Here is a 24,155-nt window from a genome sequence, read left to right as displayed (position 1 = left end):
AGTCCTGATGCCACGTACGACCCGCCGCGGGCGCGAAGGGTTGCACACCGCTTCCAAGATTTTTTTCCGGGCCGGCGCGCCAGGCGCGCTACAGGGTGTGCCGCACGAACCTCTCCGCCGTCTCCGCCAGCACCTCCCGGCCGTCCCGGGCCCACAGGCCGTCGTTGAACAGTTCGACCTCGATCGGGCCGGTGTAGCCGGCCGCCTCCACGCAGGACTGCCACGCGCGCATGTCGATCGAGCCGTCGCCGATCTGGCCGCGGCCGTTGAGGACGCCCTCGGGCAGCGGGGTCGTCCAGTCGGCGAGCTGGAAGGTGTGGATACGGCCCTGCGCGCCCGCCCGGGCGATCTGCTCGGGCGCCCGGTCGTCCCACCAGATGTGGTACGTGTCCACGGTGACGCCGACCTGGTGGGCGGGGAAGCGTTCCGCGAGGTCGAGGGCCTGGGTGAGGGTGGAGACCACGCAGCGGTCGGCGGCGTACATCGGGTGCAGGGGTTCGATGGCCAGCTTCACCCCGTGCCGCTCGGCGTACGGGCCGAGTTCCGCGAGGGCGTCGGCGATCCGCTCGCGCGCGCCGTGCAGGTCCTTGGAGCCCGCCGGGAGGCCGCCGGAGACGAGGACCAGGACGTCCGTGCCGAGGGTCGCGGCCTCGTCGACCGCCCGCCGGTTGTCGGCCAGGGCGCGGGCCCGCTCGGCCGGGTCGGTGGCGGTGAGGAAGCCGCCCCGACACAGGGTCGTCACCGTCAGACCGGCGTCGCGGACCAGCTTGGCGGTGGCCTCGACGCCGTACTCCTGGACGGGTTCCCGCCACAGGCCGACCAGGCCGACACCCAACTGTCCGCAGGCGTCGACCAGTTCGGGCAGGGTCAGCTGCCTGACCGTCATCTGGTTGATGCTGAAGCGTTCGAGACCGGTCACCGGGCGACTCCGTACAGGGCGAGCAGGTTCTTCATCCGCTCCTCGGCCAGCTTCGGGTCGGGGAACAGGCCGAGGGAGTCGGCGAGTTCGTAGGCGCGGGCGAAGTGCGGCAGGGAGCGGGCCGACTGCAGCCCGCCGACCATGGTGAAGTGGCTCTGGTGGCCGGCCAGCCAGGCCAGGAAGACCACGCCCGTCTTGTAGAAGCGGGTGGGGGCCTGGAAGAGGTGGCGGGACAGCTCGACCGTGGGGTCGAGAAGGGCGCGGAAGCCCGCCGTGTCACCGGTGTCCAGGACCCGGACCGCCTCGGCCGCGAGCGGGCCCAGCGGGTCGAAGACGCCGAGCAGGGCGTGGCTGAAGCCCTGGTCGTCGCCGGCGATCAGCTCGGGATAGTGGAAGTCGTCGCCGGTGTAGCAGCGCACGCCCTGCGGCAGGCGGCGGCGCAGGTCGATCTCGCGCCGGGCGTCGAGGAGGGAGACCTTGATGCCGTCGACCTTGTCGGGGTGGGCGGCGATCACCTCCAGGAAGGTGTCCGTCGCCGCGTCGAGGTCGCTGGACCCCCAGTAGCCCTCCAGCGCCGGATCGAACATCGGGCCGAGCCAGTGCAGGATCACCGGGTCGGCGGCCTGGCGCAGCAGATGGCCGTAGACCTCCAGGTAGTCCTCGGGGCCCCGGGCCGCGGCGACGAGGGCGCGGGAGGCCATCAGGATGGCCTGGGCGCCGGAGGCCTCGACGACGGCGAGCTGCTCCTCGTAGGCCGCGCGGACCTCGGCGAGCGTGCCGGAGGCGAGCTGGTCGGTGCCGACACCGCAGGCGATCCGGCCGCCGACCGCCCTGGCCTCGGCGGCGCTGCGGCGGATCAGCTCGGCCGCTCCCACCCAGTCCAGGCCCATGCCGCGCTGGGCGGTGTCCATCGCCTCGGCGACGCCGAGCCCGTGTGACCACAGGTGGCGGCGGAAGGCGAGGGTGGCGTCCCAGTCGACGGCGGCCGGGGAGTCGGGGGTGACGTCGGCGAACGGATCGGCGACGACGTGCGCCGCCGAGAACACCGTACGGGAGGTGAGGGGGGCGCCGGGGGTGACGGCGAGGGGCTCGGTGCGGGGCTCGTAGGTCCGCAACCGGCCGTCGGCGTCAGGCAGTTGGATGGTCACAGCGCGATCTCCGGTACGTCGATACGGCGGCCCTCGGCCGAGGACTGCAGGCCCAGCTCGGCGAGCTGGACGCCGCGGGCGCCGGCCAGCAGGTCCCAGTGGTAGGGGGCGCCGGCGTAGACGTGCTTGAGGAACAGCTCCCACTGGGCCTTGAAGCCGTTGTCGAACTCCTGGTTGTCCGGCACCTCCTGCCACTGGTCGCGGAAGACCTCGGTGGCGGGGATGTCGGGGTTCCAGACCGGCTTGGGGGTCGCGCTGCGGTGCTGGACGCGGCAGTTGCGCAGCCCGGCGACGGCCGAGCCCTCGGTGCCGTCGACCTGGAACTCGACGAGTTCGTCGCGGTTGACGCGGACGGTCCAGGAGGAGTTGATCTGGGCGATCGCGCCGCCCTCCAGCTCGAAGATGCCGTAGGCGGCGTCGTCGGCGGTGGCGTCGTAGGGCTTGCCGTTCTCGTCCCAGCGCTGCGGGATGTGGGTGGCGGTGAGCGCCTGGACGGACTTCACCCGGCCGAACAGCTCGTGCAGGACGTACTCCCAGTGCGGGAACATGTCGACGACGATGCCGCCGCCGTCCTCGGCGCGGTAGTTCCAGGACGGACGCTGGGCGGGCTGCCAGTCGCCCTCGAAGACCCAGTAGCCGAACTCGCCGCGCACGGACAGGATCCGGCCGAAGAAGCCGCCGTCGATCAGGCGCTTGAGCTTCAGCAGGCCCGGCAGGAAGAGCTTGTCCTGGACGACGCCGTGCCTGACGCCCTTGCCCTCGGCGAGCCGGGCCAGTTCGAGGGCGCCGGAGAGGCCGGTGGCGGTGGGCTTCTCGGTGTAGATGTGCTTGCCCGCGGCGATCGCCTTGCGGATCGCCTCCTCACGGGCGGAGGTCACCTGGGCGTCGAAGTAGATGTCGACGGTGTCGTCCGCGAGGACGGCGTCGAGGTCGGTGGCGACGTGCTCCAGACCGTGCCGTTCAGCGAGCGCTTTCAGCGCGTGCTCGCGGCGGCCGACCAGCACCGGCTCGGGCCACAGCACGGTGCCGTCGCCGAGGTCGAGGCCGCCCTGGTCGCGGAGGGCCAGGATGGAACGGACCAGGTGCTGGCGGTAGCCCATGCGCCCGGTCACGCCGTTCATGGCGATACGCACCGTCTTGCGTGTCACGTCAGTCCCTTCGTGGGCGCCGGGCGCCCTTCGTTCGTGCCGCTGGAGCACTCTGCAGCGCTCCGCAGTACCCTTTAGCAAGCGCTTTCTATGAGGGAGAAGCTAGCCTCTGAGCAGCGCTCCGGACAAGGGTGTGGATGCCCGGAGTTGTTCGAGGGGGCGAACACGTCGGCCGTCTGGCCGTATGGTCTGCTCGGAACCGAGGGCGTGGGCCCTGGTGTGTACAAGTGCGTACGACGATGCGCGACCGGAGGACGACGATGACGGTGACCCTGGCGGACGTGGCGGCCCGCGCGCAGGTCTCCCCCGCGACGGTGTCGCGCGTACTGAACGGGAACTACCCCGTGGCCGCGTCCACCCGCGAGCGGGTGCTGCGCGCGGTCGACGAGCTGGACTACGTGCTCAACGGGCCCGCCAGCGCGCTGGCCGCGGCCACCTCCGACCTCGTGGGCATCCTCGTCAACGACATCGCCGACCCCTTCTTCGGGATCATGGCCAGCGCCATCCAGTCCGAGATCGGCGGTCCGGGCGGCCGGGCCGGCGGCGAGCGGCTCGCCGTCGTCTGCAACACCGGCGGCTCGCCCGAGCGCGAACTGACCTACCTCACGCTGCTCCAGCGGCAGCGGGCCGCGGCCGTGGTGCTCACCGGCGGTGCGGTGGAGGACGCGCCGCACCAGGCGGCGGTCGCGCAGAAGCTGCGCAAGCTGACCGAGGCCGGGACGCGGGTCGTGCTGTGCGGGCGGCCGCCGGCCGAGGACACCGGGGCGATCGCGCTGACCTTCGACAACCGCGGGGGCGGGCGGGCGCTCACCGAGCACCTGATCGGACTCGGCCACCGGCGGCTCGGCTACATCGCGGGCCCCGAGGAGCGGACGACGACCCGGCACCGGCTGGAGGGGCACCGCGCGGCGCTGGCCGCCGCCGGGATCGAGGAGGAGCCGGGCTGGACCGTGTACGGCCGCTACGACCGGCGCTCCGGGTACGAGGCCACGCTCGAACTGCTGCGGCGCGACCCGTCGTTGACGGCGGTGGTCGCCGCGAACGACTCCGTCGCGCTCGGCGCGTGCGCGGCTCTGCGGGAGTCCGGCTTGCGGATCCCCGAGGACGTCTCCGTCGCCGGCTTCGACGACCTGCCGTTCAGCATCGACGCGGTGCCCGCCCTGACGACGGTACGGCTGCCGCTGGCGGAGGCGGGGGCACGGGCGGGCCGCATCGCGATGGGCCGCGAGGAGCCGCCGCCCGGGGGGATCGCGACGGTGCGGGGGGAGCTGATGGTGCGGGGGTCCTCCGGGGGGCCTCGGGACTGAGCGTGCCGCCGGCTGTCCTGACGCACGGGGTGGCGCCGCCGGCTGTCCTGGCGCCCGGCGTCCGTTCCGGCCTCGCCGGGGGCTGCCGCCCCCGCACCCCCGCTTCGGCCTGAACGGCCTCGTCCTCAAACGCCGGACGGGCTGGGGGTACTGCCCTCGGCCACGCTGGAGGGCAATGCGCAGGCTCAGCAGGGCGCTGCCGCCTCGTCGGCGGAGCGTGTCGTCCGCCGGATGACCACCCTGCGCCCGCCCGGTTGGCGTCCCCACCCCCGGCGAGCGCATCCTGGGCATGTCCGCTGCCGGTCGCCGAGGAAACGAGCCCATGCGCATCGTGATCAGCGTGTTCATCAGTCTCGACGGGGTCGTGCAGGCGCCCGGTGAGCCCCTGGAGGACACCGGTGGCTGGTCGCGGCCGTATGTCGAGCCGGAGGTGGTCGGCGGGGCGCTGGACGGGGCCCTGCGGAAGGCGGACGCGCTGCTGCTCGGGCGGCGGACCTGGCAGGCGATGGCCCGGCGGTGGCCACGGCTGGCCGGGGAGCCGTTCGCGGACCGGATGAACGCGATCCCCAAGTACGTCGTCTCCGGGACGCTCGGCGAGGCGGACCTGGCCTGGCGGCCCACCACCCTCGTCCCGGCCGGCGGAGCCGTCCGCCGCGTCCGTGACCTCTGCGCCTCCGAGGGCGGCGATGTGCTGGTCCTGGGCAGCCCGACCCTGGCGCGGACGCTGCTCGCCGAGGGGCTCGTCGAGGAGCTGATCCTCACCCGGATGCCGGTGCTGGTCGGCGGCGGTATGTCGCTGTTCCCCACGGACGGGGTCCAGCGTCCGCTGCAACTCGTGTCGACGGTCACCGCGAAGACGGGGGCGGAGGTGTGCGTGTACCGGACGGTCGCCGAGGATTAGCCGCTTCGGGGCGATGAGTTCTGCCAGGATCCCCGGTCAGAGCTGTGGCATGACACACCAGATATCCAGGAGCCTTCAGATGCGCACCCTCATCAGCACCGCTTTCGTCTCTCTCGACGGCGTCGTCGAGGCCCCGGGCGGCGAGCCCGGCTACCGGAACGCCGGGTGGACCTTCAAGGACATCGAGTTCCTGCCCGAGGCGTACGAGATCAAGGGGCGGGAGCAGAAGGAGGCCGGCGCGATGCTGCTTGGCCGGGTCAGCTACGAGGCGTTCAGCCCGGTGTGGCCCGGCATGGCGGAGTTCGCCGACTACAAGGTGATGCCGAAGTACGTCGTCTCCACCACCCTCACCGAGGACGCCCTCGTCTCCGACTGGGGCGAGACCACCATCCTGCGCTCGCTCGACGAGGTCGCGGCGCTGAAGGAGACCGACGGCGGCCCGATCATCGTGCACGGCAGCGCCACCCTGAACCGGGCCCTGTCCGACGCCGGCCTGATCGACCGCTACCACCTGCTGGTCTTCCCGGTGCTGCTCGGCGCGGGCAAGCGGCTGTTCAGCGCCACGGACAAGGACGCCCAGAAGCTGAGGCTGGTCGAGCACGAGACCTACGCCAACGGCATCCAGAAGAACGTGTTCGACGTCGTCCGCTGACGCAGATGCCTCAGGACGTCGTACTGCGGGAGCCCGCGCCGGGCGACCTCGGCTGGATCGTGCAGCGCAACGCCGTTCTGTACGCCGAGGAGTACGGCTGGGACAGCACGTACGAGGCGCTCGTCGCGCGGATCGTCGCCGACTTCGCCGAGGATCACGATCCGCGGCGGGAGCGCGTGTGGATCGCCGAGGTCGGTGGGCGGGCCGTGGGGTGTGTCATGTGCGTGCGGGACGCCGCGCCGGACACCGCCCGGCTGCGGCTGCTGCTCGTCGAGCCCGACGCGCGCGGCCTCGGCGTCGGCGACCGGCTCGTCGGCGCCGTCGTCGGCTTCGCCCGGGACGCCGGGTACCGGTGGCTGGTGCTGTGGACCAACGACGTGCTGTCCGCCGCCCGCCGGCTCTACCAGCGGCACGGGTTCGTCCTCACCGCCGAGCGGCCGCACCACTCCTTCGGCCGGGACCTGGTCGGGCAGGACTGGCGGCTGGATCTGCACGCGCGAAGCGGGTGACGCGCGCGGAGCCGGTGACGCGTAGAGTCCGTGAGCATGAAGTTCGCCTTCTCCACGCTCGGTGTGCCCGGTCTTCCGCTCCCCGACGTGCTGCGGCTCGCGGCCGAGCACGGCTATCACGGCGTCGAACTGCGCGCCCATCCCGAGGAGCCCGTCCATCCGGGGCTGGATCCCGCCCGGCGCGCCGACATCGCCGCGGAGTTCAAGGCCGCCGGCGTCGAGGTGCTGGGCCTGGCCGGGTACGCGCGCGTCGCCGCGCCCGGCGACGACGAGCCGGTCGTCGCCGAGATCCGCGGGCTGCTGGAGCTGGCCCGCGACCTGGGCGCCCCGTACGTCCGCGTCTTCCCCGGCGGCGCCGACGGGCAGAGCGCCGAGGAGGCCGACGCCGTCGCCGCCCGCCGGCTCGGCACGGCCGCCGAGCACGCCGCCGACCTGGGCGTGCGGATCCTGCTGGAGACCCACGACTCGCACCCCACCGGCGCGGCCGCGATGCGCGTCCTCGGCCTGGTCGGGCACCGGCACGTCGGCGCCCTGTGGGACGTCATGCACACCTGGCTGGGCGGCGAGCAGCCGTCGGAGACGTACGCGGCCCTGTCGCCGTACCTCGGCTATGTGCAGGTGAAGGACATCGCCTCGGCCTCCGACACCACCCCGCTGGCGCTGGGCGCGGGGGTGCTGCCGCTCGCCGAGTGCGTCGAGGTGCTGTCCCGGCACGGCTGGGACGGCTGGCTGTGCTGGGAGTACGAGAAGCGGTGGTACGAGGACGCGGCGCCGCTGCCGGGGCTGCTCACGGCCGGGCGCGAGCACCTGGGCCGGCTGCTCAACGACTCGGCCTGACCCGGCCCGACGCGGCGCGGTCCGCGGAAATTCGCTGGTGGGGGTGGCGTACGGCCGCGTAGCCTCCCCGCCGTGCTTCCTCCCCCGCCGCCCGCCGAGGCGCTGTCATGAGTCTGACCCGCGCCTTCGCGGACGTCCGTCCGCTGCGTACCCCCGCCTTCCGGCGGCTGCTGATCGGGCGGACCGTGTCCCTGCTCGGCGGGTTCATGAGCGTGGTCACCGTCCTGTACCAGGTGTGGGACATGACCCACAGCTCCGTGTGGAGCGGCGCGGTCGGCCTCGCGCAGGCGCTGCCGCTGGTCGGCGTGGGGCTGTTCGCGGGCGCGTGGGTGGACCGCGGGGACCGGCGCCGTATCTTCCTCGCCTCGACCGTCGGGCAGGCCGTGTGCGCGGCGCTGCTGGCGGTGCAGGGGTTCACCGGTCACGCGCCGGTGGGCGTGGTGCTGGCGCTGGTGGCGGTGCACGCGTCGTTCGGGGCGTTCGGGGCGCCCGCGGCGGGCGTGTTCGTGCCGCGGCTGCTGCCCAAGGACCAGGTGGCCGCGGGTCTGGCGCTCAACATGGTCGCCGGGCAGCTGACGATGCTGGCCGGGCCGGCGCTGGCGGGCCTGCTGCTGGGCTGGTTCGGGATCGGCGTCTGCTACCTGCTGGACGCGCTGAGCTTCCTCCTCGCCTTCTGGGGCGCCTGGGGCCTGCCCCCGCTGCCGCCGGAGGGCGAGCAGTCCCGGCCCGGTCTGCACGGCGTGCTGGACGGGCTGCGGTTCCTCACCGGGCACCGGGTGGTGCGCGGCGCGCTGCTCACCGATCTGGCGGCGACCGTCCTGGCGATGCCGATCAGTCTCTTCCCGCTGGTCAACGCGGAGCGGTTCGGCGACGAGCCGCGCACGCTCGGGCTGTTCCTGTCCGCGCTGGCCGTCGGCGGCGTGGCCGCGACCGCCCTGTCGGGACCGCTCACCCGGCTGGCCCGGCCCGGGCCCGTGATGCTGTGCGCCTCGGCGACCTGGGGGGCCGCGCTCGCCCTGTTCGGGGTGACGACCAGCGCCTGGGCCGGGCTCGCCGTACTCGCGGTGGCCGGGGCGGCGGACGCGGTGGCGGTCGTCTCCCGCAGCACCATCGTGCAGACCCGCACGCCGGACGCGCTGCTCGGCCGGGTCACCGCGGCCGAGCAGATCGTCGGCCAGGCGGGCCCCCACCTCGGCAACCTGCGCGGCGGCCTCGTCGCCGGCTGGTCCTCCGGCGCCACCGCCCTGATCACCGGCGGCCTGCTGTGCGTCCTCGCGGTCGGCTCGGTCGCGGCGACGACACCGGAGCTGCGGCGCACGGCGGACGAGCCCGGCGGAGAGGACCCCGCGCGCCCCGTCGGCCCGCCGGGGGAACAGGACCCGGCTGCGGCCCGTTCGGCGCCGACCGAGGCGTGAAATCGGCCCACCGTGCCCACCCGGCCCACTGAGCCCACCGGGCCACCAGCCCACCCGGCCCACTGAGCCCACCGGGCCATCAGCCCACCCGGCCCACCCGCGCCACCAGCCCACCAGGCCACCAGGCCACCAGGCCACCAGCCCACCGGGCCACCCGGCCACCAGCCCACCGGGCCACCGGGCCACCGGGCCACCGGGCCACCGGGCCACCGGGCCACCGGGCCACCGGGCCACCGGGCCGACCGTCCCGCTTCGGCCCGCCCGACGCACAGGCCTCGCTCCGGCCCGCCGGACGCGCGGCTCCCGCTCCGGCCCGTCCGAGGCCCTGACCGGGTGCCGCCCTGACGGACAGGCCCCCTACCGCCCCGGCCGCGCCCCGAACCCCGCCCCCGCGTCCAGGCACCACTCCAGCACCGACGGCCACGAGCCGTAGCCCGCGTCCAGGTCGAGGTGGGCCGCGCCGGGCAGGATCTCCGCCGTCAGGCCCAGGGGGTCGCCGTACGCCTTCTGCGCGCCCTCGGGGCAGTACGGGTCCTCGTCGCCTGCGACCAGCCGGGTCGGCGCGGGCAGGGTCAGCCCCTCCACCGGGGTGGGGAGGAAGGAGCCCAGCACCTCCCGGTGGCCGGACATGAAGGTGTCCGAGGGCGGCGCCACCAGCAGGACCCGGTCGACGGTCGCCGGGCCGGGCAGCCCCCGGGCGACGGCGTGCAGCCACAGCACCACGGCGAGGCTGTGCGCGACGACCACCCGCTCGCCCTCGCCCAGGCCGGCCAGGTGCGTCTGCAGTTCACCGAGCCAGGCCTCCAGGTGCGGCTCGTCCGGGTCGGGCAGCTGCGGGTACGTCACCCGGTGGCCCCGCTCGGTCAGGCGGTCCGCGAGCCAGTACTGCCAGTGGGCCTCGGGGCGGTGGTTCTGCCAGCCGTGGAGGATGAGGTAGGAGCGCGTCGCTGTCATGTGCCGATGATTTCCGCGCCCGACCCTCCAGGTCCAGTTAATGTTCCCGGGTGGAACCGTTAAGCCCTGCCTTCACGATCGACCTTCGCCGCCTCACCGTGCTGCGCGAACTCCAGCGCCGGGGCAGCCTCGCCCGGACCGCCGAGGCGCTGCATCTGACCCCGTCGGCGGTCTCGCAGCAACTCTCCGCCCTCTCCCGGGAGCTGGGCGTGCCGCTCACCGAACGCGACGGGCGGGGCGTACGGCTGACCGGGCAGGCCAAGGTGCTCCTCGCCCACGCCGACCTGATCGCGGCCCAGCTGGAGCGCGCCCGGGCCGACCTGGCGGCGTACGGCGAGGGCGGCCGGGGCACGGTGACGGTCGGCTGCTTCTCCAGCGGCATCCTGGGCCTGCTGCCCGGTGTGCTGGCCGGGCTGCGCGCGCGGCTGCCGCACGTCCGGGTGGACGTGGTGGAGGCCGAGCCGCCGGACGTGTTCACGGCTCTGGACGCGGGCCGGCTGGACGTGGCGGTGGCCGTCGACTTCGCCGCCGCGCCCCCGCACACCGACCCCCGCTACCGCCGCGCCGACCTGTTCCGGGACGTCCTGGACGTTGCCGTACCGGCCGGGCACCGGCTGGCCGGGCGGGGCGGGGTGGCGCTGCGGGAGCTGGCGCGGGAGGCGTGGATCGTGGGGGCCGCGCACAGTTGCTGCGGGGCGGTGGCGCGCGCGGTGTGCGCGGCGGCCGGGTTCACCCCGGACGTACGGCACGCCGTGAACGACTGGGGTGCGCTGGCGGCGCTGGTCGAGGCGGGCGCGGGGGTGGCGCTGGTGCCGCGGCTGGTGCGGCCCCTGTACGCCCACCGCCGTATCGCTCTGCTCACCACCGAGGGCGAACCGCCGTCCCGCAACGTCTTCGCGGCGGTGCGGGCCGGGTCGGAGGGGGATCCGGTGCTGGCGGCCGTACGGGAGCAACTGGTCGCGGCGGCCCGGGAACTGGCCCCTAATCAGTTCTGAGCCAGGGAAGTGCTCAGGGCCGGGCCGTGTACCGCGCCACCCGCTCCGCCAGCCGCTCGCGGCACCCCGGCCAGTCCTCCGCCGTGACCGCGTAGATCGCCGAGTCGCGCAGGCGGCCCTCCTCGCCGGGGGCCCAGGAGCGGGACCAGTTGCGCAGGACGCCCTCGAAGCGGGCGCCGACGCTCGCGATGGCGGCGCGGGAGCGCTCGTTGCGGGCGTCCGTCTTCAGGTCGACGCGGGCCGCGCCCCAGGTCTCGAAGGCGTGCCGGAACAGCAGGTACTTGGCCTCGGCGTTGACGCCCGTGCCCTGCGCGGAGCGGGCGAGCCAGGTGAAGCCGATCTCCACGGCGTCCAGCCTGTCGTCCGAGCGCCAGCAGCGCGGGTCCCAGAAGGACGTCGTGCCGACCACCCGGCCCGTCGCCAGGTGCACCTGCGCGTAGGGGGCGAGCCGGCCGGCCGCCTTGCGGGCGAGCTGGGCGTCGATGTACTCGCCGACCTCGTGGGCGCGGGGCACCCAGGTGAAGGCGTAGGTGTCCCGGTCTTCCTCGGCCGCGCGGGCCAGTCCGTCCGCGTGCCCGTGGTCCAGCGGTTCCAGGCGCACCAGCGCGCCCTGCAGAACCGGTCCCGTCAGCTCGAAGCCCAACGCCCGCCGCCCTTCCCCGAGATCGCCCGCTGCTGCCCCGCTCCGGCGGGGCGGCCGGGACGAGTCTCGTCGACGCGGGCGCCGCCGTCGACCGGAATACCGGGGGCCCCGGCCGTCCGGCGCGCCGGCGCCAGCGACGTCACCGCCACCCCGCCGACCAGCAGGGCCGCCGCGCACCAGCGCAGCGGGCTGATGCCCTCGCCCAGGAAGAGCGCCGCCGACGACATGCCGAACACGGGCACCAGCAGCGAGAAGGGCGCGACCGTGGACGCCGGGTGGCGGCGCAGCAGCCAGCCCCAGGCGCCGAAGCCGAAGACGGTGGTGACCCAGGCGACGTAGACGACCGTGCCGGCGCCCTGCCAGTCCAGGGCGCGCAGGGCGTCCGCGTCCCGGCCGGGGCCCTCGAGGAGCAGCGACAGGCCGAGCAGCGGCAGCACCGGCACCGTGCTCACCCACACCATGAAGTTCAGGGCGTCCGGCGGGGCCGCCCTGCGGGTCAGCACGTTGGAGACGCCCCAGCAGGCCGCCGCCGCGAGCACCAGCGCGAAGGCGCCCAGCGGCCCGGCCGCGCCCTCGTCCAGCGCGGCCACCGCGATCCCGGCCAGCGCCACCGCCATGCCCAGCAGCCGGGCCCGGGTGGGACGTTCGCCCAGCACGACTCCGGCGACGGCCGCCGTGAACACCGCCTGGATCTGCAGGACCAGGGAGGACAGCCCGGCCGGCATCCCCGCGTCCATGCCGACGAAGAGCAGGCCGAACTTGGCGACGCCGAGGACCAGGCCGACCGCCACGATCCACTTCCACGCCACCTTGGGGCGCCCCACGAGGAAGACCGCCGGGAGGGCCGCGACCAGGAAGCGCAGGGCCGAGAAGAGCAGCGGCGGGAAGTGGCCGAGGCCGATCTCGATGACGGTGAAGTTGACGCCCCAGACGGCGGCGACGAGAACGGCGAGAAGGAGGTGTGCGGGACGCATGCGTCGAGCATCACCGCCGGCGACCGTTCAGCACCAGCGAAGATTCCTGCATGGTGGGATGCAGCAACGCTACACCGAGGGAGTTCCCGTGCTCGACCTCCAGCGCCTGCGCGCCCTGCACGCCGTGTCCGTCCACGGCAGCGTCGGCGCCGCCGCCACCGCGCTCGGCTACACCCCGTCGGCGGTGTCCCAGCAGATCGCCAAGCTGGAGCGGGAGACCCGGACCGTGCTGCTCCAGCGGGAGGGCAGGGGCGTCCGGCTCACCGCCGAGGCGCTGCACCTCGCGCAGACCGCGCAGGAGCTGCTGGCGCTCGTGGAGCGGGCGGAGACGGAGCTGGAGGAGCGGCGCGGAGTGCCGTCCGGGCGGCTGACGATCGCCGCGTTCGCGTCGGCGGCGCGCGGGCTGCTGCCGGGCGTGCTGGCCGACCTGGCGGCGCGTCATCCGGCCCTGGAGGCACGGCTCACCGAGATCGACCCGCATCTGTCGGTCGGGCTGGTCGCCAAGGGCGCGGTGGACCTGGCCGTCGTGCACGACTGGGACATCTCTCCGCTGCCGGTGCCGCCCGGGGTGGAGCAGGCGGTGATCGGGGAGGACCGGTGCACGCTGCTGGTGCCGGAGGCGCACCCGTTCGCGGGGCGGGCGGCCGTGCGGCGCGAGGATCTCGGCGGGCAGCGGTGGGTGTGCCAGCCGCCGGGCCGGGTCTGCCACGACTGGCTGGTGCGCACGCTGCGCGCGGCCGGGCACGAGCCGGACATTGTCCACCAGGCCGACGAGAACCCGACCCTGGTCGCCCTGGTCGCCGCCGGGCTCGGCATCTGCGTGATCCCCCGCCTCGGGCGCGGTCCGCTGCCCGCCGGGGTGGTGGAGGTGGCGCTCGAACCGGCGCCGGTTCGGCGGCTGTACGCGCTGTGGCGGGCAGGAGCGGCGGGCCGCCCGTCGGTCAGGGAGACGGTCCGTACGCTCCAGGGGCACTGGCGGGACTGACGCGGCATCGCGGTGCCCGCTGCCCCCGCGGGTCCCGGCATCCCCACCTGCCCCGCCCCTCCCGACTTCCCGGAATCCGCGGCCCGCAGGGAACCCGCGGCCGCCCCCGTCCGTCCCATCGCCGAGCTGCCGGAGAGTCACCGCGGTCCGGTGTCGGCCTCGCTGCTGGCTGCGAACGCTGACCCACCCTCTCCGCCGTACCGCGGCCGGCGGCCCGCCGCCGTCGGCGCGCCCCCCTCCCAACAGCGCCGATGGCGGCCCCTCAGGTCCCTTCCGGCGTGGGCGGGTTCGTGTGCGGTCCCTTGACCGGAAGAAACTTCCCGGATATTGGTGACCCCTTGGAAGTTTCCTTCATTCAGCGCGGATCCTCCCCGGAAGGAGCGCACGTGCACGACGACAGCACGGGACGTACGGGAAACACCGCAACTCCCTCCAGACGCAGCGTCCTCGCGGCGACGGCGGGCATCACGGCGGCCCTGGCGGTCGGCGGCACCGCGCAGGCGGCCGGCCTGGACGAGCACCGGCTGCGCGCGCTCGTCTCCCGCATGACGCTGGAGGAGAAGGTCGGGCAGCTCTTCGTGATGCGGGTGTACGGCCACTCGGCCACCGCCCCCGACCAGGCCGACATCGACGCCAACCTCAAGGAGATCGGCGTCCGCACGGCCGCCGAGCTGGTCGAGAAGTACCGGGTGGGCGGCGTCATCTACTTCGCGTGGGCACACAACACGCGTGACCCGCACCAGATCGCCGACCTGTCCAACGGCATCCAGAAGGCGTCCCTCGGCCTGCCGCGGGGCCTGCCGGTGCTGATCTCCACCGACCAGGAGCACGGCATCGTCTGCCGCGTCGGCAAGCCCGCGACCCTGTTCCCCGGCGCGATGGCGATGGGCGCGGGCGGCTCCCGCACCGACGCGCGCGCCCTCGGCCGGATCTCCGGCGCCGAGCTGCGGGCGATGGGCATCCGGCAGGACTACTCCCCCGTCGCCGACGTGAACGTCAACCCGGCCAACCCGGTCATCGGCGTACGGTCCTTCGGCGCGGACCCGCGGGCGGTGGCCGGGCTGGTCGCGGCGGAGGTGAAGGGGTACCAGGGCAGCCGGGTCGCGGCGACCGCCAAGCACTTCCCGGGCCACGGCGACACCGCCGTCGACAGCCACTACGGCTTCCCGGTCATCACGCACACCCGCGAGCAGTGGGAGGCGCTGGACGCGGTGCCGTTCCGCGCGGCGATCGCCGCCGGCATCGACTCGATCATGACCGCGCACATCCAGTTCCCGGCCCTCGACGACTCCGGCGACCCGGCCACGCTGTCGCGGCCCATCCTCACCGGGATCCTGCGCGGGGAGCTGGGCTACGACGGGGTCGTGGTCACCGACTCGCTCGGCATGGAGGGCGTGCGCACCAAGTACGGCGACGACCGGGTGCCGGTGCTCGCCCTGAAGGCCGGCGTCGACCAGCTGCTCAACCCGCCGGACCTGGACGTGGCGTGGCACGCCGTGCTGGACGCCGTACACACCGGGGAGCTGACGGAGGAGCGGCTCGACGAATCGGTTCTCCGCGTGCTGCGGCTGAAGGCGAAGCTGGGGCTGTTCGAGCAGCCGTACGTCACGCAGGCCGGGGTCGAGCGCACGGTGGGTACCGCCCGGCACCTGGCCGACGCCGACGCCATCGCCGAGCGGACGACGACGCTGCTGGTCAACGAGGGGTCGCTGCTGCCGCTGGCGCCCGAGGAGCACCGGAGGATCCTCGTCGTCGGTGCCGACCCGGCGTCCCCGTCGGGCACCACCGGGCCGCCCACCGGCGTCCTCGCCGGCGCGCTGACCGAGCTGGGCTTCACGGCGACCGCGCTGTCCACCGGCACGGCCCCCTCGCAGGCCACGATCGCCCGGGCGGTCGCGGCGGCGGCCGACGCGGACGCGGTGGTGGTGGCCACGTACAACGTGTCGGCGACCAGCAGCCAGAAGACGCTGGTCCAGCGCCTGCTGGCCGTCGGGAAGCCGGTCGTCGCGGTGGCCGTGCGCAACCCGTACGACGTGGCCCAGCTGCCCGGCGTCCCCGCGTACCTGGCGGCGTACTCGTGGACGGACGTCGAGCTGCGGGCCGCCGCCCGGGTCGTCGCCGGACGCGTGAACCCGGGCGGCCGGCTGCCGGTGCCGGTGCAGCGGGCGGACGACCCGACGCAGGTGCTGTACCCGATCGGGTACGGCCTGTCGTACTAGCGCTACGTCCCCCGCCCGGCACACCACCCCCAAACCGGCCCAAACCGCCCCCTGCTTCTGGCGTGCCCCTTGACCGGGAGTCACGCTGGACGCGGGGATCAGGGGGGATGGCGATGCGCGAGCGAGGGTCCGCGGGGGTGGTGGGTGTCCTGGTCGCCGGGCTGCTGGCGGCCGGCTGCTCGTCCGGCGGCGGCGGTTCCGGTCCCTCCGGCACGCCCGTGGGCGCGGCGGCCGCCCGGCCGACCGGCGTGGGGGCGCGGTTCCTCGGCGTCGGCGAGTGCAGCTCCTTCGGCACGACGAGCTTCACCGAGGTGCCCTGCGGGGGCGAGCGGGCGGCGGCGCGGGTCGTGGCCCGGTACGACGGTGCCGCGGCCGGCGGCCCGCCGTGCCCGGCGACCACCGACTTCGTGCTGCACATCAGCGCCCAGGACGTGTCCTTCGACGAGGACGGCGACGGCCGCATCCCGCGCGGCTACGCCTGTATGCGCAACCTCCAGGCGCCCCACCCGGGCGATCCCGGCGGCGGGGGCGGCCCGCGCACGATCGTCGGCGACTGCGTCTACGGCACGGGCGGCGGGCAGGTCCGGGAGACCGCCTGCGACGGCTCGGGGAAGCGGAAACCGCAGTTCAAAGTGGTGCGGGCCGTGGACACGCGGGCGAAGTGCCCGGCGTCCACGGCCCTGTACGTGCAACTGGGCGGCGCGAGGCCCGTGGGGTGCGCCGACCGGATGTGAGACTACGGCCGCAGTGCCGGCTCGCGCTCGGTGTCGCGGACGTCCAGCTTCGCGTCGAACTTCGCCAGCGGCTTCGCCTGTGCGGTCGTCGCCGCGGGCAGGCCGGCCCACTCCAGGATGCGGGCGGTGGCAAGCGCCTTCTGGTCGGGGACCAGGCCGGCGACGTTGGCGCCGTGGTTCAGGCCGGGCGCGGTGAAGACGTAGGAGTCCTTGGCGCCTTTGTCGACGCGGAACCGCTCGGCGCCCCACGGGTCGTTCTGCCCGTACACGAACAGCATGTGGCGGGCGTTGTGCCGGACCCAGGTGTCGACGTCGCGCATCGCCCACGGCTGGAACTTCATGGAGATGTCCCGGGGCACGAAGTTGCGCGGCGGCTGGTAGCCGTAGCGGATGTACTGCTTCTCGATGTGCGGGAAGTGGATGGTGGGCGCGCCCAGCTGGGTGCCCGCCTGGTAGTAGTACGGCGTGTACGTCTCCAGGCCCTGGTCGGTGTAGGCGGAGAAGCCGGAGATCTCGTCGACGGAGTTCCAGATCTCGTCGTCGCTCGCCGTGGCCGCGTTCGCCGGGATGGTGTCGCAGTCGGAGAGCAGGCTGTACTGCCAGAAGCCCCACACGTAGTCCAGGACGACGGCCTCGTAGGCCCGGTCCAGGGAGCCGATGGTGCCGAAGGTGTAGCCGTTGTCGGCGGCGTAGGCCGCGTACTTCTTCTCCAGCGGCTCGCGGCGCACCAGCGCCTCGCGCTGCACGGCGTTCAGCCGGTCGCGGCACTCCTTGGTGCCGACGGTGGCGAAGAAGCGGTCGTAGGCCGAGTCCTCCTGGTTCACCACGTCGTTGGGGGCGACGTAGGCGACGACGCCGTCCATGTCGCGCGGGTAGAACCGCTCGTAGTAGGTGGCGGTCATGCCGCCCTTGGAGCCGCCCGTGGCCAGCCAGTTCTTGGTGTAGACCGTCTTCAGGGCGGTGAAGACGCGGTGCTGGTCGCTCGCCGCCTGCCAGATGTCCAGCTTGGACCAGTCGGCCGGGGCGGGACGGGACGGGGTGAAGAAGCGGTACTCCAGGGAGACCTGGTTGCCGTCCACGATCTGGGTGGGCTCGCGCCGGGACGGGTTGGTGGAGACGTTGTAGCCGCTGGTGTAGAACACGGTCGGGCGGCTGACGTCCTTGTGCAGCACGGTGATCCGCTGCTGGAAGGTGCCCGCCGCCGGGTTCCGGTGGTCGACGGGCTGGGTGTAGTTGAGGACGAAGTAACGGTAACCGGGGTACGGCTTCTCCTGGATGAGGCTCATCCCCGGTATGGACAGCAGCTGGTCCTTGATGTCCGTGCTGCCGGCTGTGGCGTCCGGCTCGGCGGCGGTGGCCGCCCCCGCCGTGCTCAGCGTGCCTATGAGCACCGTGAGCGCCAGCAGCCATCTGAGCGCCTTGCGCATGCGCGTGCACCCTCCCCTGTGAGACAGATGTGCGCCGGAAGCTATCGGAGCAACTCCCGTCGCACCAGGGGTGGTCGGTGAAACGCGGGACAACCCTCGGTCGGAGCACGGCGTTTCAGCCGGTCAGCACAGGATCCAGCCGGTGCGCACCGAGCCGTTGCCGACCGCGCCGGTCACCTTCACGCAGCGGTGCCCGGCGTGCACGGTGATCGGTCCGGCCTGGTACCTGTAGCGGCCCTTGTCGACGACGGGCCGGCCGCCGCGGGCCTGCACGCTCACCGACATCGTGACGGCCACGCCGGGCCGCCTGGTGACGGTGAGGGCGCAGACGTAGCCGTTCTGCCGGTAGACGTGGGTGACGCCGGTGGAGAAGGCCAGCGTCTTCACCTCGCGGCCCTGGCATCTGGTGGGCGCGGCGGCCTGGGCGCCGGGGGCCGCGAGGGCGAGCAGTCCCGACGCGGTGAGTGTGGCCGTGCCGAGCGCCAGCCACCGACGTATCGCACCCCTGTCCACTCAGGTCCCTCCCCGTCGCTGCCATCTCCGTACGAGCGTACGGGTGTACGGACGCGGAACATGTGTCGGACGGTTGCACGACCGTCAGCGGAACGCGCTGCTCCGGGGCTCTTACCGGGTGGCGCCCACCGGCTCCTCCGGCTCGGCCGCGCCGACGAACGTCCGCCACAGCCGCGCGTACCGCCCGCCGAGGGCGAGGAGTTCGTCGTGCGTGCCGTCCTCGGCGACCTTCCCGTGGTCCATGACGACGACCCGGTCGGCGCGGGCCGCGGTGGTCAGCCGGTGCGCGACGACCAGGGTGGTACGGCGTCCGGCGAGCCGGTCGGTGGCCTGGTTGACCTGCGCCTCGGTGGCCAGGTCCAGCGCGGCCGTCGCCTCGTCCAGGAGCAGGATGTCGGGGTCGACCAGCTCGGCGCGGGCCAGCGCGATCAACTGCCGTTGCCCGGCGGACAGGTTGCGGCCCCGCTCGGCGACCTCGTGCAGATAGCCGCCCTCCAGCCGGGCGATCATCTCGTGCGCGCCGACCGCCCGGGCCGCCGCCTCCACCTCGGCGTCGGTGGCGTCGGGACGGCCGTAGGCGATGGCGTCGCGGACCGTGCCGGGGAAGAGGTACGCCTCCTGCGGCACGACACCGAGCCGGTGCCGGTACGAGGTGAGGTCCAGGTCGCGCAGGTCCGTGCCGTCGGCCGTGACCCGGCCGCCGGTCGGGTCGTAGAACCGCGCCACCAGCTTCACCAGCGTCGACTTGCCCGCGCCGGTCTCGCCGACGAACGCGACGGTCTGCCCGGCCGGGATGCGCAGGTCGATCCCGGTCAGGGCCTCCTCGTCCGTGCCGTAGGCGAAGTGGACGTCCTCGAAGGCGATCTCGCCGCGCAGGGAGAGCACTTCGAGGGGTTCGTCGGCGGACCTCGTCGACGTCGGCTCCCGCAGCAGCTCCTGGATGCGGCCGAGGGAGACGGTGGCCTGCTGGTAGCCGTCGAAGACCTGGGAGAGCTGCTGCACGGGCGCGAAGAACAGGTCGATGTAGAGCAGGTAGGCGACCAGCGCGCCGGTCGTGAGGGTGGCGTCGTCGACCCGGCCCGCGCCCACGACGAGCACGGCGGCGGCCGCGACGGAGGACAGGAACTGCACGAACGGGAAGTAGACCGAGATCAGCCACTGGCCGCGGATGCGCGCCCGGCGGTAGCTGTCGCTGCGCTCGGCGAAGCGCCGGCCGCCGTCCTTCTCGCGCCGGAACGCCTGCACGATGCGCAGCCCGGAGACGGACTCCTGGAGGTCGGCGTTGACCGCCGAGACCCGCTCCCGGGCCAGCTCGTACGCCTTCACACTGGCCCGGCGGAAGAAGAACGTGCCGACGATCAGCGGCGGCAGCGTCGCGAACACCACCAGCGCCAGCTGCAGGTCGATCACCAGCAGGGCGGCCATGATGCCGAAGAAGGTGACGACGGAGACGAACGCGGTGACCAGGCCCGTCTGCAGGAACGTCGACAGGGCGTCCACGTCGGTGGTCATCCGCGTCATGATCCGGCCGGTCAGCTCGCGCTCGTAGTAGTCGAGGCCGAGCCGCTGGAGCTGCGCGAAGATCTTCAGCCGCAGCGCGTACAGCACCCGCTCGCCGGTACGGCCGGTCATCCGGGTCTCGCCGACCTGCGCCGCCCACTGCACGGCCACGGTGAGCAGCGCCAGCAGCGCGGCGGCCCAGACCGCGCCCAGCGCCATGCGGGACACTCCGTCGTCGATGCCGTGCCGGATCAGCACCGGCAGCAGCAGGCCCGTCCCCGCGTCGACGGCGACCAGGCCGAGGCTGACCAGCAGCGGCAGCCCGAAGCCGTGCAGCAGGCGCCTCAGGCCGTAGGAGTCCTCGGGGCGGACCGCGCGGGCCTCGTCGATGTCCGGCGTGTCGGTGGCCGGGGGCAGCGCCTCGACCTGGGCGAGCAGCTCGGGCGTGGCGGGGCTGCCGGACAGCGCGGCGTCGCGGGGCTCGCGCTCCCCGGCCCACAGCCTCGGCGTGATGCCGCGCTCGGCGTCGAACTCGGCGTCCAGCTCGTCGCGGACGGAGGTGTCCTCCTCGGGCGCGGCGGGCCGGGCGTGGCCCGGGGAGACGCCGCCCAGCTCGTCGGGGTCGGTGAGGAGCCGGCGGTAGAGCGCGCAGCGCTCCTGCAGCTCGTCGTGGGTGCCGACGTCGGCGAGGCGTCCGGCGTCCAGGACGGCGATGCGGTCGGCGAGGTTCAGGGTGGAGCGGCGGTGGGCGATCAGCAGGGTGGTGCGGCCCCGCATGACCTCCTTCAGCGCCTCGTGGATCTCGTGCTCGACGCGGGCGTCGACGGCGGAGGTGGCGTCGTCCAGCACGAGCAGCCGCGGGTCGGTGAGGATCGCGCGGGCGAGCGCGATGCGCTGGCGCTGGCCGCCGGAGAGGGTCAGGCCGTGCTCGCCGACCGTGGTGGCGTAGCCGTCGGGCAGCTCCCGGATGAAGCCGTCGGCCTGGGCGGCGCGGGCGGCGCGCTCGATCTCCTCGTCGGTGGCGTCGGGGCGGCCGTAGGCGATGTTGGCGCGGACGGTGTCGGAGAAGAGGAAGGAGTCCTCGGGGACCAGGCCGATCGCGGCCCTGAGCGAGTCCAGGGTCAGCTCGCGCACGTCGTGGCCGCCGACCAGGACCGCGCCGCCGGTGACGTCGTAGAAGCGCGGCAGCAGCAGGGAGAGCGTGGACTTGCCGGAGCCGGAGGAGCCGACGACGGCGAGGGTCTCGCCGGGGCGGATCTCGAAGCTCAGCCCGTCGAGGACGGGGTGCCCGGCGTCGTAGCCGAAGGAGACGTCGTCGAACTCGACGGTCGCGGGCGCGTCGGCGGGCAGTTCCTTCCCGCCGTCCTTGAGGGTCGGCTCGGTGTCGATCAGCTCCAGGACGCGCTCGGTGCCGGCGCGGGCCTGCTGGCCGACGGTGAGCACCACGGCGAGCATGCGGACCGGGCCGACGAGCTGGGCGAGGTAGGTGGAGAAGGCGACGAAGGTGCCGAGCGTGATGTGGCCGTCGACGGCGAGCCAGCCGCCGAGCGCCAGCATGGCGACCTGGCCGAGCGCGGGGACGGCCTGGAGGGCGGGGGTGTACCGGCTGTTCAGCCGGATGGTCCGCATCCGGCCGGCGAACAGCCGCCGGCCGACCTCGCGCAGCTTGCCGGTCTCCTGCTCCTCCTGCCCGAAGCCCTTCACCACGCGGACGCCGCTGACGGCGCCGTCGACGACGCCCGCGACGGCCGCCGCCTGCGCCTGGGCGTACCAGGTGGCCGGGTGCAGCCGGGAGCGGGAGCGGCGGGCGATGAGGTACAGGGCGGGGGCGACGGCGAGGGCGACGAGGGTGAGCGGCAGCGACAGCCACGCCATGATCACCAGGGAGATCACGAAGAGCAGGACGTTCCCGATGGTCATCGGGAGCATGAAGAGCAGGCCCTGGATCAGCTGGAGGTCGCTGGTGGCCCGGCCGACGACCTGTCCGGTGGACAGCTCGTCCTGGCGGCGCCCGTCGAGCCGGGTGATCGTGCCGAACATCTCCGTCCGCAGGTCGTGCTGGACGTCGAGGGCGAGCCGGCCGCCGTAGTAGCGGCGGACGTAGGTGGAGACGTAGACCAGGAGCGCTGCGCCGATCAGGGAGCCGGCCCAGACGGCCATGCCCCGGCTGTGGTCGCCGATGACGTCGTCGATGATCACCTTGGTGATCAGCGGGACGACGGCCATGACGGCCATGCCGGCGAGGGAGGAGCCGAGGGCGAGGACGACGTCCTTCGGGTACCGCCAGGCGTACCCGGCGAGCCTTCGCGCCCATCCCCGTTGCGCTGCCACAGTCGGTGCCTTCCGTTCGACCTGATCTACCGGAAGGCACCAACGCGGCGGGAAGCGGATTTCATCCCTCCGTCACAGTGGGTGTCCGATCAGAGGCGGACGCGCAGGAAGTAGAACCGCGTGATCTGCTTCTCGCTCTGATTGTCGTCACTGACCAGCAGCACGTTCAGGCGGTCGCCCGCACGGCCGGTGACGGCCATCCCCTCGATGTTGTCGAGGAGCGGGTTCGGCTGGGGCTGCCGGGCGGTGGCGCCGAGGGAGGGGCAGGCGGCGAGGTCGGCGAGGAGGGTCTTGCGGATCACCCGTACGCCGTCGTCCTGCCCGGTGAGGGTCTCGATGCCGCTGGTGTCGGTGGCGTGCCGGGGGTCGGCCAGGTAGAGCCGGACCGTGTTGCCGACACCGGCGGTGAAGCCGCGCTCCAGCACCAGGAGCCGGCCGTCCGGGAGGGACTGCACCTCGGGGACGCCGAGGCCGGCATCGACGGGGTAGGCGTACTGGGCTGCGGGCCGGAAGCGGTTGCCGGGGGTGCGCTGCCAGGTCTGGAAGCGGACGAGGTCCGCGGCGTCCCCGGCGAGCGGGTACTCCATCGAGGCGAGCAGCCGGTGCCCGCCGGGCAGCAGGGTCAGCCCCTCGAAGGTGCCGTTGGCGCGGGCGCGGCCCGCCGGGGCGACCCGCAGCGGGCCGGGCACGGGCAGGCTGTCGAGGAGACGGCCGTCGGGCCGGTAGCGGCGTACGGACGGTTCCGTCTCGCTGCTGACCAGCCGGGTGCCGTCCCGGTCCACGACCAGCCCCTCGGAGTCGAGCACGGCACCGCTCTCGTCGGCGAGCGGGACGACGGACGTCGGCGCGAGGGTCGTCCGGTCCAGGCGGAACAGGGAGGACCGGTCGGAGACGGCGGCGAGCGAGCCGTCCCGGTCGACGGCGAGGGCGGAGAGGTTCCCGACGAAGGTGCCCTGGAAGCCGGTCTTGTCCAGGGCGTCGGAGAACCGGTCGATACGGACGGACGGCGAACAGGCGTGGCTGCCGGCCGCGCCGGCCGGTGCCGCGGCGGTCAGGCCGGCGACCGCCGCGAGGCCGGCGGTGAAGGTGGCGAGAAGCGTTCTCGGGCGCATGGACGCCACCGTAGGGCGGGAGGGTGAAGGAAGGGAGACCGCCTCGTTACGCGAGGTCCCGGTGGACGACCTTGGCGACGGCCTGGATGGTGCTGATGCCGTAGTTCATGGTGCTGTTGCCGTGGGTGAGCACGGTGAGCATGTAGTCGTGGCCGCCGCCGTTGAAGGTGCCGACGCTGTGCACGCGCCAGCCGTAAGTGGAGCGCTGCAGCCACCCGTTCTTGACGTGCACGGCGATGCCGGAGGGGGCGCCGTACGGGGTGCCCCAGCGCTGCGAGGAGACGACCTGGCTCATCAGCTTCAGGGCGTAGGCCCGGGAGTTGTCGCTGAGGACCGTGTTCCGCGCGGTGAGGAGCTTCAGCAGCTTCTGTTCGTCGGTGACGGTGATCTGCGTCAGCCCCCAGTAGCCGTTGGCGCCGGGCCTGGTCTGGGTCATGCCGGCGGCGGCGAGGAACCCCTTGATCTTCGTCAGGCCGAGCTGCTTCCACAGGGTGGAGGTGGCGTTGTTGTCCGACTTGGTGATCATGGCCCGGGTGAGGGAGACCTCACGGTCGGTCAGATACCGGTTGTGCTTCTTCGCGTCCCACAGCAGTGTGGCGAGGACGGTCACCTTGACGACGCTGGCGGAGTCGTAGGCGGTGGAGGCGCGCAGGGTGCAGGTGGTGTTGGTGGCGCGGTCGTAGAGCCCGACGGCGACGGTGCCGCCGCGGCCGGAGAGCGCGGTGGTGATGTCCCGCTGCAGCTTGGCGGCGAGGCCGGCTTTGGCGGAGGTGCAGCTGACGGTGGGTGTGGCGGCGGCGGCCGGGGTGGCGGCGAGCACGCAGGGTATGAGGACGCCGGCGCCGACGGCTGCGGCGAGGGCTCTGGCACGTACGGAAGTCCCATGAGTCATGCCCCTGTTGACTCATGAGTTCGACCGAATGGTTGTACGA

The 24,155-nt window shown here is 73.6% G+C and carries 20 protein-coding genes and 1 pseudogene; 10 read left to right on the top strand and 11 right to left on the bottom strand.

All coding sequences use genetic code 11. The annotated features are described in order from the left end of the window. Positions 1-88: 88 nt before the first annotated feature. Genes IE308_RS20330 through IE308_RS20320 form a run of 3 tightly spaced genes read right to left on the bottom strand, consistent with a single transcriptional unit; the run spans position 89 to position 3,215 of the window. A complete protein-coding gene (locus tag IE308_RS20330; RefSeq protein ID WP_229908969.1) occupies positions 89-919 on the bottom strand; it encodes a sugar phosphate isomerase/epimerase family protein in 831 nt (276 codons plus the stop codon). Beyond that, the gene (locus tag IE308_RS20325) at positions 916-2,067 is read right to left on the bottom strand and encodes a dihydrodipicolinate synthase family protein (RefSeq protein WP_190219021.1); all 1,152 of its coding nucleotides are present in this window, start codon (positions 2,065-2,067) and stop codon (positions 916-918) included. Before IE308_RS20325 ends, IE308_RS20330 begins: the two co-directional genes overlap by 4 nt. Beyond that, complete coding sequence (locus tag IE308_RS20320) at positions 2,064-3,215, bottom strand: Gfo/Idh/MocA family protein (RefSeq protein ID WP_190219020.1); 1,152 nt, start codon at positions 3,213-3,215, stop codon at positions 2,064-2,066. The genes IE308_RS20325 and IE308_RS20320 overlap by 4 nt, the downstream gene beginning before the upstream one ends. 260 nt (positions 3,216-3,475) lie before the next feature. On the opposite strand from IE308_RS20320, the gene IE308_RS20315 reads away from it, so the two are divergent. The 6 genes and pseudogenes from IE308_RS20315 (at position 3,476) to IE308_RS20290 (ending at position 8,836) form a co-directional block, all read left to right on the top strand. Then, a complete protein-coding gene (locus IE308_RS20315; protein ID WP_229908968.1) occupies positions 3,476-4,522 on the top strand; it encodes a LacI family DNA-binding transcriptional regulator in 1,047 nt (348 codons plus the stop codon). 322 nt (positions 4,523-4,844) lie between these two features. After that, positions 4,845-5,423 (top strand): dihydrofolate reductase family protein, encoded by a 579-nt coding sequence (locus IE308_RS20310; protein WP_190219019.1) that lies wholly within the window; start codon positions 4,845-4,847, stop codon positions 5,421-5,423. A gap of 79 nt (positions 5,424-5,502) precedes the next feature. Further along, the gene (locus IE308_RS20305) at positions 5,503-6,075 is read left to right on the top strand and encodes a dihydrofolate reductase family protein (protein ID WP_190219018.1); all 573 of its coding nucleotides are present in this window, start codon (positions 5,503-5,505) and stop codon (positions 6,073-6,075) included. Positions 6,076-6,086: 11 nt separating this feature from the next. Further along, positions 6,087-6,584: pseudogene (locus IE308_RS20300) on the top strand (GNAT family N-acetyltransferase); the annotation flags it as partial. Between the two features lie 36 nt (positions 6,585-6,620). Continuing rightward, positions 6,621-7,421 (top strand): sugar phosphate isomerase/epimerase family protein, encoded by an 801-nt coding sequence (locus IE308_RS20295; RefSeq protein ID WP_190219017.1) that lies wholly within the window; start codon positions 6,621-6,623, stop codon positions 7,419-7,421. Between the two features lie 107 nt (positions 7,422-7,528). Then, positions 7,529-8,836: an MFS transporter gene (locus IE308_RS20290; RefSeq protein WP_190219016.1), complete on the top strand. Its 1,308-nt coding sequence runs from the start codon at positions 7,529-7,531 to the stop codon at positions 8,834-8,836. 357 nt (positions 8,837-9,193) lie between these two features. Here IE308_RS20290 and IE308_RS20285 read toward each other — a convergent pair whose 3' ends face one another. Then, positions 9,194-9,790 (bottom strand): RBBP9/YdeN family alpha/beta hydrolase, encoded by a 597-nt coding sequence (locus tag IE308_RS20285; protein WP_190219015.1) that lies wholly within the window; start codon positions 9,788-9,790, stop codon positions 9,194-9,196. Between the two features lie 50 nt (positions 9,791-9,840). On the opposite strand from IE308_RS20285, the gene IE308_RS20280 reads away from it, so the two are divergent. After that, a complete protein-coding gene (locus IE308_RS20280) occupies positions 9,841-10,785 on the top strand; it encodes a LysR family transcriptional regulator (protein ID WP_190219014.1) in 945 nt (314 codons plus the stop codon). Between the two features lie 13 nt (positions 10,786-10,798). Here the strand turns inward: IE308_RS20280 and IE308_RS20275 are convergent, their stop codons facing one another. Then, on the bottom strand, positions 10,799-11,428 hold the full coding sequence (locus tag IE308_RS20275) for a GNAT family N-acetyltransferase (RefSeq protein ID WP_190219013.1): 630 nt from the start codon (positions 11,426-11,428) through the stop codon (positions 10,799-10,801). Then, positions 11,413-12,402, bottom strand: a complete 990-nt coding sequence (locus IE308_RS20270; RefSeq protein ID WP_190219012.1) for an EamA family transporter — start codon at positions 12,400-12,402, stop codon at positions 11,413-11,415. The genes IE308_RS20275 and IE308_RS20270 overlap by 16 nt, the downstream gene beginning before the upstream one ends. Positions 12,403-12,490: 88 nt before the next feature. Here IE308_RS20270 and IE308_RS20265 point away from each other — a divergent pair, with 88 nt between their 5' ends. From IE308_RS20265 to IE308_RS20255, 3 genes are all read left to right on the top strand, one after another. Continuing rightward, a complete protein-coding gene (locus IE308_RS20265; protein WP_190219378.1) occupies positions 12,491-13,387 on the top strand; it encodes a LysR family transcriptional regulator in 897 nt (298 codons plus the stop codon). A gap of 386 nt (positions 13,388-13,773) precedes the next feature. Beyond that, on the top strand, positions 13,774-15,606 hold the full coding sequence (locus tag IE308_RS20260; RefSeq protein ID WP_229908967.1) for a glycoside hydrolase family 3 protein: 1,833 nt from the start codon (positions 13,774-13,776) through the stop codon (positions 15,604-15,606). A gap of 113 nt (positions 15,607-15,719) precedes the next feature. Then, on the top strand, positions 15,720-16,340 hold the full coding sequence (locus IE308_RS20255; protein ID WP_110636513.1) for a hypothetical protein: 621 nt from the start codon (positions 15,720-15,722) through the stop codon (positions 16,338-16,340). Positions 16,341-16,342: 2 nt separating this feature from the next. On the opposite strand, the gene IE308_RS20250 is transcribed toward IE308_RS20255, so the two are convergent. The 5 genes from IE308_RS20250 to IE308_RS20230 all read right to left on the bottom strand — a co-directional run bounded on the left by IE308_RS20250 (position 16,343) and on the right by IE308_RS20230 (position 24,115). Further along, a complete protein-coding gene (locus tag IE308_RS20250) occupies positions 16,343-17,767 on the bottom strand; it encodes a S28 family serine protease (protein WP_110628327.1) in 1,425 nt (474 codons plus the stop codon). A gap of 123 nt (positions 17,768-17,890) precedes the next feature. Next, positions 17,891-18,280 carry a hypothetical protein gene (locus tag IE308_RS20245; protein WP_110628328.1) on the bottom strand — a complete coding sequence of 130 codons (390 nt, stop codon included), beginning with the start codon at positions 18,278-18,280 and terminating at the stop codon, positions 17,891-17,893. Positions 18,281-18,391: 111 nt separating this feature from the next. Next, positions 18,392-22,111: an ABC transporter ATP-binding protein gene (locus tag IE308_RS20240; RefSeq protein WP_110628329.1), complete on the bottom strand. Its 3,720-nt coding sequence runs from the start codon at positions 22,109-22,111 to the stop codon at positions 18,392-18,394. A gap of 89 nt (positions 22,112-22,200) precedes the next feature. Further along, positions 22,201-23,223: an esterase-like activity of phytase family protein gene (locus IE308_RS20235; RefSeq protein WP_190219010.1), complete on the bottom strand. Its 1,023-nt coding sequence runs from the start codon at positions 23,221-23,223 to the stop codon at positions 22,201-22,203. A 46-nt stretch (positions 23,224-23,269) separates the two neighbouring features. Further along, a complete protein-coding gene (locus IE308_RS20230; protein ID WP_190219009.1) occupies positions 23,270-24,115 on the bottom strand; it encodes a serine hydrolase in 846 nt (281 codons plus the stop codon). Positions 24,116-24,155 lie beyond the last annotated feature (40 nt).

The sequence above is a fragment of the Streptomyces griseosporeus genome, assembly GCF_014656055.1.
Lineage (GTDB): Bacteria > Actinomycetota > Actinomycetes > Streptomycetales > Streptomycetaceae > Streptomyces > Streptomyces griseosporeus.
This window is presented reverse-complemented; position numbering and strand designations above follow the sequence as displayed.

Bases quoted from the DNA above. Each gene is read 5' to 3' on its own strand.
- IE308_RS20290 (WP_190219016.1), top strand. From the start codon at position 7,529: ATGAGTCTGACCCGCGCCTTCGCGGACGTCCGTCCGCTGCGTACCCCC.
- IE308_RS20230 (WP_190219009.1), bottom strand. From the start codon at position 24,115: ATGACTCATGGGACTTCCGTACGTGCCAGAGCCCTCGCCGCAGCCGTC.
- IE308_RS20235 (WP_190219010.1), bottom strand. From the start codon at position 23,223: ATGCGCCCGAGAACGCTTCTCGCCACCTTCACCGCCGGCCTCGCGGCG.
- IE308_RS20255 (WP_110636513.1), top strand. From the start codon at position 15,720: ATGCGCGAGCGAGGGTCCGCGGGGGTGGTGGGTGTCCTGGTCGCCGGG.
- IE308_RS20295 (WP_190219017.1), top strand. From the start codon at position 6,621: ATGAAGTTCGCCTTCTCCACGCTCGGTGTGCCCGGTCTTCCGCTCCCC.
- IE308_RS20310 (WP_190219019.1), top strand. From the start codon at position 4,845: ATGCGCATCGTGATCAGCGTGTTCATCAGTCTCGACGGGGTCGTGCAG.
- IE308_RS20315 (WP_229908968.1), top strand. From the start codon at position 3,476: ATGACGGTGACCCTGGCGGACGTGGCGGCCCGCGCGCAGGTCTCCCCC.
- IE308_RS20270 (WP_190219012.1), bottom strand. From the start codon at position 12,402: ATGCGTCCCGCACACCTCCTTCTCGCCGTTCTCGTCGCCGCCGTCTGG.
- IE308_RS20285 (WP_190219015.1), bottom strand. From the start codon at position 9,790: ATGACAGCGACGCGCTCCTACCTCATCCTCCACGGCTGGCAGAACCAC.
- IE308_RS20305 (WP_190219018.1), top strand. From the start codon at position 5,503: ATGCGCACCCTCATCAGCACCGCTTTCGTCTCTCTCGACGGCGTCGTC.
- IE308_RS20250 (WP_110628327.1), bottom strand. From the start codon at position 17,767: ATGCGCAAGGCGCTCAGATGGCTGCTGGCGCTCACGGTGCTCATAGGC.